This window comes from Rhizobium binae (assembly GCF_017357225.1).
In the GTDB taxonomy this organism is placed as follows: Bacteria; Pseudomonadota; Alphaproteobacteria; order Rhizobiales; family Rhizobiaceae; genus Rhizobium; species Rhizobium binae.
The window spans coordinates 4,193,098-4,205,692 of record NZ_CP071604.1; the positions used below are offsets into that span (position 1 = coordinate 4,193,098).

The 12,595-nt window shown below is 62.2% G+C and carries 13 protein-coding genes and 1 riboswitch; of the genes, 4 read left to right on the plus strand and 9 right to left on the minus strand.

Annotation, left to right across the window (positions count from 1 at the left end; all coding sequences use genetic code 11):
* Window positions 1–143 precede the first annotated feature (143 nt).
* The 9 genes from J2J99_RS20440 to soxR all read right to left on the minus strand — a co-directional run bounded on the left by J2J99_RS20440 (window position 144) and on the right by soxR (window position 9,295).
* Complete coding sequence (locus J2J99_RS20440) at window positions 144–389, minus strand: formate dehydrogenase subunit delta (protein WP_168296628.1); 246 nt, start codon at window positions 387–389, stop codon at window positions 144–146.
* Window positions 379–1,203 carry a formate dehydrogenase accessory sulfurtransferase FdhD gene (gene fdhD, locus J2J99_RS20445; protein WP_168296627.1) on the minus strand — a complete coding sequence of 275 codons (825 nt, stop codon included), beginning with the start codon at window positions 1,201–1,203 and terminating at the stop codon, window positions 379–381. Before fdhD ends, J2J99_RS20440 begins: the two co-directional genes overlap by 11 nt.
* A gap of 202 nt (window positions 1,204–1,405) precedes the next feature.
* Window positions 1,406–4,285, minus strand: coding sequence for a formate dehydrogenase subunit alpha (gene fdhF / locus J2J99_RS20450; protein ID WP_168296626.1), 2,880 nt, complete (start codon window positions 4,283–4,285; stop codon window positions 1,406–1,408).
* Between the two features lie 69 nt (window positions 4,286–4,354).
* Window positions 4,355–5,911 (minus strand): formate dehydrogenase beta subunit, encoded by a 1,557-nt coding sequence (locus J2J99_RS20455; RefSeq protein WP_168296625.1) that lies wholly within the window; start codon window positions 5,909–5,911, stop codon window positions 4,355–4,357.
* Entirely contained in the window at window positions 5,908–6,387 is a 480-nt protein-coding gene (locus tag J2J99_RS20460) for a formate dehydrogenase subunit gamma (RefSeq protein ID WP_168296624.1), read from the minus strand. Before J2J99_RS20460 ends, J2J99_RS20455 begins: the two co-directional genes overlap by 4 nt.
* Window positions 6,388–6,520: 133 nt before the next feature.
* Entirely contained in the window at window positions 6,521–7,414 is an 894-nt protein-coding gene (locus tag J2J99_RS20465) for a LysR family transcriptional regulator (RefSeq protein WP_168296623.1), read from the minus strand.
* 76 nt (window positions 7,415–7,490) lie between these two features.
* The gene (locus tag J2J99_RS20470; protein WP_168296622.1) at window positions 7,491–7,832 is read right to left on the minus strand and encodes an ArsR/SmtB family transcription factor; all 342 of its coding nucleotides are present in this window, start codon (window positions 7,830–7,832) and stop codon (window positions 7,491–7,493) included.
* A gap of 102 nt (window positions 7,833–7,934) precedes the next feature.
* The gene (locus J2J99_RS20475; RefSeq protein ID WP_168296722.1) at window positions 7,935–8,705 is read right to left on the minus strand and encodes an SDR family NAD(P)-dependent oxidoreductase; all 771 of its coding nucleotides are present in this window, start codon (window positions 8,703–8,705) and stop codon (window positions 7,935–7,937) included.
* Between the two features lie 119 nt (window positions 8,706–8,824).
* The gene (gene soxR / locus J2J99_RS20480) at window positions 8,825–9,295 is read right to left on the minus strand and encodes a redox-sensitive transcriptional activator SoxR (protein WP_168296621.1); all 471 of its coding nucleotides are present in this window, start codon (window positions 9,293–9,295) and stop codon (window positions 8,825–8,827) included.
* A 217-nt stretch (window positions 9,296–9,512) separates the two neighbouring features.
* Window positions 9,513–9,626: riboswitch (TPP riboswitch) on the plus strand.
* On the opposite strand from soxR, the gene J2J99_RS20485 reads away from it, so the two are divergent.
* The 4 genes from J2J99_RS20485 (at window position 9,617) to J2J99_RS20500 (ending at window position 12,525) form a co-directional block, all read left to right on the plus strand.
* Window positions 9,617–9,823, plus strand: a complete 207-nt coding sequence (locus tag J2J99_RS20485; RefSeq protein ID WP_168296620.1) for a hypothetical protein — start codon at window positions 9,617–9,619, stop codon at window positions 9,821–9,823. It overlaps the preceding riboswitch by 10 nt.
* Window positions 9,824–9,834: 11 nt before the next feature.
* Window positions 9,835–10,641 carry an ABC transporter permease gene (locus tag J2J99_RS20490; RefSeq protein ID WP_168296721.1) on the plus strand — a complete coding sequence of 269 codons (807 nt, stop codon included), beginning with the start codon at window positions 9,835–9,837 and terminating at the stop codon, window positions 10,639–10,641.
* Complete coding sequence (locus tag J2J99_RS20495; protein WP_168296619.1) at window positions 10,638–11,450, plus strand: ABC transporter ATP-binding protein; 813 nt, start codon at window positions 10,638–10,640, stop codon at window positions 11,448–11,450. Before J2J99_RS20490 ends, J2J99_RS20495 begins: the two co-directional genes overlap by 4 nt.
* Window positions 11,451–11,514: 64 nt before the next feature.
* A complete protein-coding gene (locus tag J2J99_RS20500) occupies window positions 11,515–12,525 on the plus strand; it encodes an ABC transporter substrate-binding protein (RefSeq protein WP_168296618.1) in 1,011 nt (336 codons plus the stop codon).
* The last annotated feature ends 70 nt before the right edge of the window (window positions 12,526–12,595 follow it).

The following is a 12,595-nucleotide window of genomic DNA, read 5'->3' on the forward strand; positions in this document are numbered from 1 at the left end:
ACCTGTTTTTTCAGGAGCGCAAGGGACGCTGTAACACTGTGAGTGTTCCGCCGAGTCTAATTTTAAATCGATTGAATTTTCAGGAATTATGCGGTGGCGCAGGCAGTATGCGCTGCCTCCCCCCCGGCATACGCCGCTTTGGATTACCGGATCTGGTGTGTTTCCGCTTCCGGTTTGCGGATCATCGGAGCGGCCTGCAGCACAAGCGCATCCAGGCCGTTCTCCTCTTTCTCGATAATTTCGAACAATTGCCGCCGCATCCGCGGCTCCCAGAATTTGTTGATATGATTGGCGACCCCCTCCGCTGCCTCGCTTGCCGGCTGGCTCTTGAAGAAGGTGGCGATCTGGTTTGCCATATAGACGAGTTTGGTCTTGGTATCATGCGACATCGGCGATGCTTCCGGACGAGATGCGGTGCGGGTGGCTGAAAATCTCAAAGTCCTCGCCCCGCACCAGGGCGACGAGCGTCATGCCGGCCTTTTCGGCCGTGCGGATGGCGAGAGCCGTCGGCGCTGAAATGGCAATAAGCACCGGGCTGCCGAGGATTGCCGCCTTCTGCACCATTTCGACCGAAAGCCGGCTGGTGACGACGACGGCGCCGTCACCGCCGCTTTCGCGGCAGTCGATGACGGCGCCGCAAAGCTTGTCCAGCGCATTGTGCCGGCCGACATCTTCGCGCACGGCAATCAATCCCTTGCCGGGACGATAGAAGGCGGCGCCATGCACCGCCCGCGTCTCGCGATGCAGCGGCTGCGCCTCGTTCAGAAGCGAGACGGCACGAACGATATCGGAATGCGACAGCGCCAAGGGTGATGCTGAGACATCGGGCACCGGCCGTACCGCCTGTTCGATCGATTCGATGCCGCAGAGCCCGCAGCCGACCGGCCCCGCCATGCTGCGCCGCCGCGCACGCAACCGATCGGCGACGTCGTCGACCAGGCTGACCTGCACATCGATCCCCTCCTCACCCGCAACGACCTCGATGTCCGATATTTCCGTCCGCTCGGCAATGATCCCTTCGGTCAGACTGAAGCCGACGGCAAAGTCTTCGAGATCGGCGGGCGTCGCCATCATCACTGCGTGTGAGGTGCCGTCATAGGAAAAGGCGATCGGCACTTCTTCCGGTACGATACGAGAGCCGCCGACCATGAGGCCGTTGCGGCGGGCGGTTTCGGAGGCGCGGGCGGTGGTGGGGAAAGTCATGATGCGCGCTCCCCCTTCTCCCCAGCGAGGAGAAGGGCCAAGCGAAGCGAGGCGATGAGGGGGGGAGCGACGATAGGAGCGAACGAACGAGCCGAAGCGGGTTCGCATTTGCCGAACCGTCCCCTCATCCGTCCTTCGGGCACCTTCTCCCCGAGGGGAGAAGGAGAGGCCTCACGATCGACGCCAGCCCACTCACCCATCATCACTCCGCAGCCTCGAGCTTGCCGGCGATGCGGCGCGATTGCCGCGCCTGCTCGTCATATTCCATCTGCCAGTCACTCGGCCCATTGGAAGGCGAAACCTGCACCGCCGTCACCTTATATTCCGGGCAGTTCGTCGCCCAGTCCGAGAAATCGGTGGTGATGACGTTCGCCTGCGTATTGGGATGATGGAAGGTCGTATAGACGACGCCCGGCGCAACGCGCTCGGTGATCAACGCCCGGAGCGTCGTGTCGCCGGAGCGGCTCATGAGCTTCACCCAGTCGCCGTCGCGGATGCCGCGCTGTTCGGCATCGTGCGGATGGATTTCCAGCCGGTCTTCCGCATGCCAGACGACATTCTCGGTCCGCCGCGTCTGCGCCCCGACATTGTACTGGCTGAGGATGCGGCCGGTGGTGAGCAGCAGCGGGAAGCGCGGACCGGTGCGTTCGTCGGTCGCCACATATTCGGTGCGGATGAATTTGCCCTTGCCGCGCACGAAGCCGTCGACATGCATGATCGGCGAGCCGAGCGGGTTCTTCTCGTTGCAGGGCCACTGCACCGAGCCCATCTTGTCGAGATAATCGTAGGAGACCAAGGCGAAACTCGGCGTTGTCGCCGCGATCTCGTCCATGATTTCCGACGGATGATTGTAGTTCCAGTCGAGCCCCATGGTCTGGGCAAGCTTCTGGGTCACCTCCCAGTCGCCATAACCGTTGCGCGGCGACATCACCTTGCGCACGCGATTGATGCGGCGCTCGGCATTGGTGAAGGTGCCGTCCTTCTCGAGGAAGGTCGAGCCCGGCAGAAAGACATGGGCGTAATTGGCGGTTTCGTTGAGGAACAGGTCCTGAACGACGACGCATTCCATTGCCGCAAGGCCGGCCGCGACATGTTTGGTATCGGGATCGGACTGGAGGATGTCCTCGCCCTGGACGTACAGGCCCTTGAAGGACCCGTCGACCGCCGCATCCAGCATGTTCGGAATGCGCAGGCCCGGCTCGTTGCTGAGCTTCACACCCCAGAGCTTTTCGAAGATATCGCGCGTCGCATCGTCGGAAATGTGCCGGTAACCCGGCAGCTCGTGCGGGAAGGAGCCCATGTCGCAGGAGCCCTGCACATTGTTCTGGCCGCGCAGCGGATTCACGCCGACGCCGGGACGGCCGATATTGCCGGTCGCCATCGCCAGATTGGCGATGGCGATGACCGTGGTCGAACCCTGGCTGTGTTCGGTGACGCCGAGACCGTAATAGATCGCGCCGTTGCCGCCCTTGGCGTAGAGCCTTGCCGCGCCGCGCAGATCCGCGGCCGGCACGCCGGTGAAGATCTCGGTCTGTTCGGGGCTATGCGCCGGTTCGGCGACGAAGGCGGCCCAGTCCTCGAATTCCGACCAGTCGCAGCGCTCGCGGATGAAGGTCTCGTCATAGAGCCCTTCGGTGACGATCACATGCGCCAGCGCCGTCATGACGGCCACATTTGTGCCGGGCTTCAACGGCAGGTGATAGGAAGCCTCGATATGTGGCGACCGGACGATATCGGTGCGGCGCGGATCGATGACGATCAGCTTGGCCCCCTGGCGCAGCCGCTTCTTCAGTCGTGACGCGAACACCGGATGGCCATCGGTCGGGTTGGCGCCGATGATGACCACGACATCCGACTGTTCGACGCTGTCGAAATCCTGCGTGCCGGCCGAGGTGCCGAATGCCTGGCCGAGGCCGTAGCCGGTCGGCGAGTGGCAGACGCGAGCGCAGGTATCGACATTGTTGTTGCCGAAACCGGCGCGGACCAGCTTCTGCACCAGATAGGTTTCCTCGTTGGTGCAACGCGACGAGGTGATACCGCCGATCGCATCGCGGCCGTACTGATACTGGATGCGGCGGAACTCCGACGCCACATGCGCGAAGGCCTCGTCCCAGCTCACCTCCCGCCAGGGGTCGCTGACCTTTTCGCGAATCATCGGATTGAGGATGCGATCCTTATGGGTGGAATAGCCGTAGGCGAAGCGACCCTTGACGCAGGAATGGCCGCGATTGGCCTGGCCGTCCTTCCAGGGAACCATGCGCACCAGCTCCTCGCCGCGCATTTCGGCCTTGAATGAACAGCCGACGCCGCAATAGGCGCAGGTGGTGACGGCCGAATGCTCGGGCTGGCCGATCGCAATCACCGACTTCTCGGTCAGCGTCGCCGTCGGGCAGGCCTGAACGCAGGCGCCGCAGGAGACACATTCGGAATCGATGAAGTCTTCATGCGCGCCTGACGAAACGCGGGACTCGAAACCGCGCCCCTCGATCGTTAGCGCGAAAGTGCCCTGCACTTCCTCGCAGGCGCGCACGCAAAGCGAACAGACGATGCATTTGGAGGGGTCATAGGTGAAATAGGGATTGGATTCGTCCTTCGGCATCCATTTCAGATTGATCTCGCCGTTGTTGCGCGCCTTGACGTGGTTGTCACCCTCATAGCCGTAGCGCACGTCGCGAAGGCCGACAGCGCCCGCCATGTCCTGCAATTGACAATCGCCATTGGCGGCACAGGTGAGACAATCGAGCGGATGGTCGGAAATATAGAGCTCCATCACACCGCGGCGAATATCCTTCAGCCGTCCTGTCTGCGTATGCACCACCATATTCGCCGTGACCGGCGTCGTGCAGGAGGCCGGCGTGCCGGCCCGGCCCTCGATCTCGACGAGACAGAGCCGGCAGGAGCCGAAGGCGTCGATCATATCGGTGGCGCAGAGCTTCGGCACCTCGATGCCGGCTTCCATCGAGGCGCGCATGATCGACGTGCCTTCCGGTACGCTGATCTGCTGCCCGTCGATGGTCAGCGTCACCATCGTTTCCGATTTCGAAGCGGGAGTGCCGTAGTCGATTTCATGAATGAGAGACATGGTCGGTCTCCTGTATCGAAATGGAATTGAGCAGGTCGGGCCAGAAGCGGGCCAGCACGTGAAATGTCATCACTCGGCAGCCTCCACCATCGGCGCCGGCGAAAAATCTTCCGGGAAATGCGTCATCGCGCTCACGACGGGATAAGGCGTGAAACCGCCGAGCGCACAGAGCGAGCCGTACTTCATCGTGTTGCAGAGATCGGCCAGCAGCGCCCGGTTCTTCTCCGGCTCGATGCCGTGGGCGATCCTGTCGACTGTCTCGACGCCGCGCGTCGAGCCGATGCGGCAGGGCGTGCACTTGCCGCAGCTTTCGACCGCGCAGAACTCCATGGCGAAGCGCGCCTGCTTCAGCATGTCGGCGGTGTCGTCGAAAACGACGATGCCGGCATGGCCGATCAGCCCGTCCTTGGCGGCAAAGGATTCGTAATCGAACGAAGTGTCGAACAGCGCCCGCGGAAAATAGGCGCCGAGCGGCCCACCGACCTGGACGGCCTTGACCGGCCGTCCCGTCGCCGTACCACCGCCGATCCTGTCGACGATATCGCCGAGCGAAAGACCGAAGGCTGTTTCGTAAAGACCGCCATATCTGACATTACCGGCGATCTGCAGCGGGATGGTGCCGCGCGAGCGGCCCATGCCAAAATCGCGATAGAAGGCAGCACCCTTATCCATGATCACGGGCACGGAAGCGAGCGAGATCACGTTGTTGATGACGGTCGGACAGTCGAACAACCCCTTGTGCGCCGGCAGCGGCGGCTTGGCGCGCACGATGCCGCGCTTGCCCTCGAGGCTGTTCAGCAGGGCCGTCTCCTCGCCGCAGACATAGGCGCCGGCGCCGGTACGCACTTCGATATCGAAGGCGCGGCCCGAGCCGAGTACCGACGGGCCGAGAATCCCGGCCTGTCGCGCGATGCCGACGGCCTCGTTCATCACAGCGATCGCATGCGGATATTCCGAACGCGTATAGACGAAACCCTTCGTGGCGCCGGTCGCAAGTCCTGATATCGCCATGCCCTCGATGAGCACGAAGGGATCCCCCTCCATGATCATCCGGTCGGCAAAGGTGCCGCTGTCGCCCTCATCGGCGTTGCAGACGATATATTTGCGTTCGCCGGCCGCATCGAGAACGGTCTTCCACTTGATGCCTGTCGGGAAACCCGCGCCGCCGCGTCCACGCAGGCCGGAATCGGTGACTTCCTTGACGATTTCGGCAGGCGCCATCGAAACGGCGCGGCGAAGGCCGGCAAGGCCGCCATGCGCCTCGTAATCCGAAAGCGAGAGCGGATCGATGACGCCGCAGCGAGCGAAGGTGAGGCGGGTCTGTTGCTTCAGGAACGGGAGGTCTTCAACCTCCCCGAGACAGAGCGGGTGGCCGCTGCCGCTCATTATCCCGGCCTCGAACAGAGCAGCCACATCCTTTGCCTTCACCGGTCCGTAGCCTATGCGCTTGCCGGCAAGCTCGACCTCGACCAGCGGTTCCAGCCAGAACATTCCGCGCGAGCCGTTGCGCACAATCTCGGCATCAAGGCCGCGGGCGACGATCTCCTGGGCAATCGCCTTTGCCACCTTTTCGGCCCCGAGCGCCAGCGCAGCGGCATCGCGCGGAACATATATCTTGACTGTCATCGGCGCGCCTCCGCAACGAGTTCCGTCGCCAGCTGATCGTCGACCCGGCCATACACCTCACCGTCGAGCATCGCCGACGGGGCGCAGGCGCAGAGCCCGAGGCAGTAAACCGGCTCCAGCGTCACGCTGCCGTCGAGCGTCGTCTGGTGGAAATCGATGCCGAGCAGCGCCTTGACGCGCTCAGCCAGCGCAACGCCGCCCATCGACTGGCAGGCCTCGGCGCGACAGAGCTTCAGCACATGCCGCCCAGCGGGGTGGTTGCGATAGTCGTGATAGAAGGTCATCACGCCATGCACCTCGGCGCGCGAAAGGTTCAGTTCCTCCGCGATCACGGGCAGGGCTTCCTGCGGCACATAACCGAATTCCTGCTGAACTTCATGCAGAATGGGAAGCAGCGGCCCTTCGAGGAAGCGAAGGTCGGCGACAATGGTACGCGTGCGCGCTGCGATATCGCCTTCGGCGATATGAATGGTCATAAGGCAGCCCTCCCAGCCGCTGGCTCGTTGCGGAATGTCGCCCTTCCCAGCATCAGGCCATTCCTCATGCACCATCTCAGGGAAGCCGGCGCCGATCAATAAAGCTGTCTCGTGAATTGATAGGTTTTTCCTATCAAAGCTCTTCATCCCGCACGAGCACTCGCGCCTCATGCAGCAAGGCCGACACGAGCGGCGTGAAGGGCTCGCGATAGGGCGCGACGAGGCCGACCAGATGGTGGGCTTCCGGCTCAACGATCGGAATCATTCGAATTTCTATTGGGAATCCAAATGATTTCGCGACGTTGCGCGGCATGATGCTTGCCCAGCGTCCGGTTCTGACATGCGAGAACAGCACGATCATCGAGTTGGATTCGAGTGTTGGATGCACTGTCGCCCCGGCTTCCGTCAGGTGCCGGTTGATGATGCGCCGGTTCTGCATGTCGGCGGTCAATAGGCAAAGCCGAAGATCGCCGACCTCCTTCCAGGTCACGTTGTCGCGATCAGACAGCGGGCTGCCCGCAGCCGTGATCAGATGATAGCGCTCGGCATAGAGGGGAACGCTGGTGACACGCCCGAGCGGCTCATTTTCAAGATAGGTGATACCGGCGTCGATCTCGAGATTTTCGAGCATGCTCAGCACCTGCAGCGAATTGCGCGAGACGATCGAGAAGGTGACGCCCGGATGTCGCTCCTGAAACGGCGTGGTGATGCGCGAAAGCATGGCGAGGGCCGTCGGAATGGCGGCGAGGCGAATGTGGCCGGAAAGACCGCGCCGCGCCGCGCGCATTTCCTCGCGCATGGTGCGGGCATCGCCGACGATGCGCCGCGCCCATTCGAGTACGCGCTGTCCCTCCGGCGTCAGCCCCTGATACCGCGACCCGCGCTGCACCAGCATGACGCCGAGCTGATCCTCCAGTTGGCGGATGGCGGCCGAGAGCGTCGGCTGCGAAATCCCGCATTCCTCCGCAGCGCGGCCGAAGTGCTTTTCATTGGCAAGGGCGATGAAGAATTCCAGCTTGTCGATCATCCGGTCTCCCGACCCGGTATGCTAGCATCCGGATCCAGCCCATCTTCTGCGCAGCCCCCGCGCAGTCCGATATGCTTTAACCGTTTTCGACAGCCGGAAAAAGATCGAACAGCGATTCGAGGAAGGCAAGCACGCTGAGATTGCCGATGCTGTAATAGACCAGCCTGCCCTGACGGCGCGTATTGACCAGCCCTTCGAGCCTCAGACGCGCGAGCTGCTGCGAGACCATTGCCTGTTGTATGCCGAGAATATTCTCGATTTCACCCACCGTCCGCTCCTCATTCGCGAGAATGCAGAGGATCAGAAGTCGGCTCTGATGCGCCAGCGCCTTCAGCAGATCGCTCGCCTCATGGGCTTTTGCAGCGAGTTTGTGCAAGTCCTGGCCGGTCATCCCCGGCTCCGGTTTAGGCAACGGCATTCGGCATCTCGGAAGGGAAGCAAAAGGTAGATCAGCACAATAGCATATTCGCAAAAGCGAATTCGTCAAATGTGATGAAATGCCAAAAAAGGTCCAAGTAAATCAGCACATAAGCTGACCGCCGTTGATCTCGAGGATCTGGCCGGTAATGTATCCGGACAGAGAAGGAGCCGCCAGGAAGAGATATGCGGGAGCACAATCCTCGGCGGTCCCGAGACGCTGCAGGGGAATGGATTTTCTCGTCTGTTCCAGCTTTTCGCGGGAGGAATAGCGCTCATGGAAATCCGTCTCGATCGTCCCCGGCGAGACGCAGTTGACGCGGATGCCATCCGGCGCCAGCTCACGAGCAAGCGCTTTGGAATAGGTGGAAACGAATGCTTTCGAGGCCGAATAGACCGAAGAACCGGGACTGCCGCCGGTCAGCGCTGAAATCGAAACCGTGTTGACGATGGCCGCGCCTTCTGCCGCCTTCAATGCCGGCAACAGCGCCCGGGTCAGCGCCACCACCGACGTCTGGTTCAGCCGCACGATCGCTTCATAATCCGCGTCGGTCAGTGTCGCAGCCGGAAAACGGCCGAGCATGGTGCCAGCGTTGTTGACCAGCACATGCACCTTGTCGAAGAAGGCGAGAGCGTCCTCTGCAAATTGCGCAGCGCCGCCGACGGCGGTGAAATCGGCGTGCAGCAACAGCGCCCGTCTTTCCGATTCGGCCGTCAGCAGGAAATCCGGCAGATCCCGTCCCGGTTTGCGCCCGGTATGGACGATCACCTTGGCGCCGCAGTCCAGGAACTGCCGGGCCACCTCGAGGCCGATGCCCCGCCCGGCGCCGGTGACGACGACATTGCGATTTTCGAATAGTCTCGGATGAAACACGAAGCCGTCCTCCTCGCGGACAATGCCGCCGGTTGCGCCCTTCGCCCTTAACATATGAGCGCGCCGGCCGAAAGAAAGGCACGCACCGATCTTTCCGCCGGTGACCGGCTGCAGGAAGCTCAGCTTTCGTTCTCGGTCTCCAGAAGCCGCGCGCCCGGCCCTTCCTCACCGAGCCGATCGCAGGGATTGCGCAACGGACAGCTCTCGATCGACAGGCAGCCGCAGCCGATGCAGCCGGTCAGACGGTCGCGCAGCAGGCTGAGCCGTCTGATTCGCTCGTCGAGTTCGCCCTTCCAGCGCGCTGACAGCGTCTGCCAGTCGGCAGCCGTCGGCGTGCGCCCCTGCGGCAGAGCGGCGAACGCCGTCTGGATTTCCGATAGCGGTATGCCGACACGTTGCGCCACCTTGATGATGCCGAGCCGGCGAAGCACGTCACGCCCGTAGCGCCGCTGGTTGCCGCGGGTGCGGACGCTGGCGATCAGCCCCTTGGCCTCATAGAAATGCAGTGCCGAGACGGCAAGACCACTGCGTTCCGCCACTTCGCCAACCGTCAGAAGCCTGCCGAGCGGCGTTGTAGAAATCCTATCCATCGCCTCTTGACCTCAATATTAGTTGAGGTTTTATAACGCCTGCTCCGCCGGTCGTAAAGCCCAAGCTCGGGTTCCGTTCCCGGCAGGTACGGAACCTCGGAAAACACCCGGACAGGACTCCGTCCGGGTGTTTTTTCGCGGCTGCGATTTCATTCCGACCGGGCGGACGGGTGCGCGATTTTGCGGTTGCGGTAAGAAAACCCCGATGATAGTTTTCGTTGAATAACAGGGGAGCTCCGTGTCGCCGGGGCTGAGATGCGAAGCGCAAGCCTCCGGACCCTTCAAAGCTGATCTGGGTAATGCCAGCGGAGCGAGGTTCAGATGTTTTCCGGCGCACAAGTGTCACCTTTTCCGATGTCCAGCCGGTTCGCCGGCACCATTCTCGATGTCTTCGACAGCTTTGCCCATCTGCAGCGGCGCGCGACTCTTCAACTGCGAAAAGGACGCTGCGGCACGTTGAATTGCTTGGATGATTTTATCCTTGCACAATTCCGATTTGAGCAATCATGCCGCCGGACGAAAGCCTGAAATCGACGCTGATGACATCGCCACCACCATTCGATTCGCGTCTTGCCGCGCTCAGTGCCTCCCTCTACCGGGCGAGCCCCGCCCTGCTCGCCGGTTTTGCCTTTCTGGCCGCATGGGAACTTTATGTCGATCTTTCCGGCATCAAATCGTCCATCCTGCCGGCGCCTTTGCGCATCCTTACCCAGGGCTGGCTGAACCGCGAAGCGCTGATATCAAACACCTGGCCGACGCTCGGCGCCACACTCGGCGGCTTCGCCCTGTCGCTCGCCTTCGCTTTCGTCTCGTCGATCCTTATGGATTTCATGCCCTTCATGCGCCGGGCATTGCTGCCGATCTTCATTGCCAGCCAAACGCTGCCGCTGGTGGCGATCGCGCCCCTCGTCGTTCTCTGGTTCGGTTTCGGCCTGTTGCCGAAGATCTTGCTGGTCGCGCTCGTCACCTTCTTCCCGCTGCTCGTCGCCCTGCTGCAGGGCTATGAGGCGACCGACCGCGACATCACTGAACTCTTGAACTCGATGAAGGCAAGCCGCTGGCGCATTTTCCGCCTGGCCCGGCTTCCCTCCTCGCTGCCCTATTTCTTCGCCGGCCTCAGGATCTCCATCACCTATGCCGTCGTCGGCGCGATCTTTGCCGAATATGCGGGAGCTGCGCGCGGCCTCGGCATCTATATTCTCAACGCCAAGAACAATTTCCGGCCGGATCTCGTCCTCGCCGCCGTCGTCGTCAGCGCCGTTCTGACACTCTGCCTCTTCGGGATGACGCTGATGATCGAGCGCCTCGTCATGCCCTGGCAACCGTCCGGGGAGCGCCGCCGATGACCGATCAACTGGTCGAACTGCGCAAGATTTCGAAATCCTTCGACGGCATGCAGGTGCTCGGCGATATTTCGCTCGCTGTCGCAAGCGGCGAGTTCGTCTCGATCGTCGGCCCCTCCGGCTCTGGAAAATCGACGGTGCTGCGATTGCTGACCCAGGCGCTGCGACCCGATTCCGGCGCCTTGCTGTTCAAGGGCGCCCCGCTGGAACAGGCGCCACATTCCTTCGCCTTCATGCCGCAACGCGATGCGCTGATGCCCTGGCGCCGGATCATCGACAATGCCGCGCTCGGCCTGGAGGTACGCGGCATGAGCCGCCGCGCCGCCCGCGCCACTGTGGCGCCGTTGTTCGAGCACTTCGGCCTTGCCGGCTTCGAACACCATTATCCCGCCGAACTTTCCGGCGGCATGCGCCAGCGCGCCGCGCTGTTGCGCACCGTCGTCCAGAGCCAGGACATGCTGCTGCTCGACGAGCCTTTCGGCGCGCTCGACGCGCTGACACGCACGCAGATCCAGGAATGGCTGCAGGGCATGTGGACGCACCATCGCTGGACGGCCTTGTTGATCACCCACGATGTTCGCGAAGCGGTCTTCCTCTCCGACCGGATCTACGTGCTGTCGGCCCGCCCGGCGCGTGTCATCCGCCAATTCCGCGTTCCCCTGCCCCGTCCGAGAAGCATCGCCGATCTCGGCTCGCCGGCGGCCCAGGCGATCGAGACCGAAATCCTGCAAACGCTGCTTCATCCGCTAGAACAGGATGATTTTAGGCCGGACGGCCCAAAATCTGAATCCTATTCCAATTTAAAGAGTTAGAGCATGATGCCGAATACCGCTCACACCTTTCGGCATCATGCTCCAGAGACCTGAGGAGGTCACCATGCTGCTTCTCACCCGTCGACAGACGATCCTTGCCGCCCTCGCGACAAGCCTCGCCGGCCGCACCGGCTTCGCCCAGTCGGCACCGGCAAAGGTTCGCATTGCGCTCGACTGGACGCCCAACACCAACCATATCGGCATCTATGTCGCCAAGGCGAAGGGCTTCTATGCCGCCGCCGGCCTCGATGTCGAAATTCTACCCTTTACCGATACCAGCGCCGGCACGCTGGTGTCGAACGGGGTTGCCGATTTCGGCATCAGCAGCGAGATCGAGGCCCTGACGCAGCGCGCCGGCGGCGGTGACGTCAAGATGGTTTACGGCGTCGTCCAGACCGAAACCGCGCGCCTGATCTACAAGGGCGGACGCGACGACATCAAGAGCCCCAGAGATCTCGACGGCAAGACCTATGGCGGCTTTGGCGGCACCTGGGAGAGCGCACTGATCTCGGCGATGATCCGCAACGACGGCGGCACGGGCGACGTCAAGACCGTCACTCTCGGCACCTCCGCCTACGAGGCGCTGGACAATGGCTCGGTCGATTTCACGCTGGAGATCTACACCTGGGAAGGAATCGCCGCCGAGCTGGAAAACCGCAAGCTCGGCCGCTTCCACTATTCCGATTACGGCATTCCCGACGAGCAGACGACCGTCATCGTTTCCAGCGACGCCTATCTCGCGGCGAGTCGAGAACAGGCCCGCGCTTTCATCCAGGCCACGCGCCAGGGTTATGCCTATTCCGTCGACCATCCTGAAGAGGCCTGCGACCTGCTGATTTCCAACAGCAATGGCGCACTGATGAACACGGAACTGGTGAAAGCGTCCCAGAAGGCTTTGATCGACGGGCATTTCCTCAAATCCGAAGCAGGCGTGATCGGCACCATCGACCCGGCGAAGGCCGATGCCATCGGCGGCTTCCTGCTTGAGAACGGCATCCTGCTCGATGCGAATGGCGCAACGCTCAAGGAGAAGCCGGATTTTTCCAGCTATTATACCAACGAACTCTTCGGCTGAACTCGGCCCGGTCTTGCCCGACGAGGCGTTCCACGGCAAGCTTTTGTCTGGTGTGGTTTGAGCCGGATCG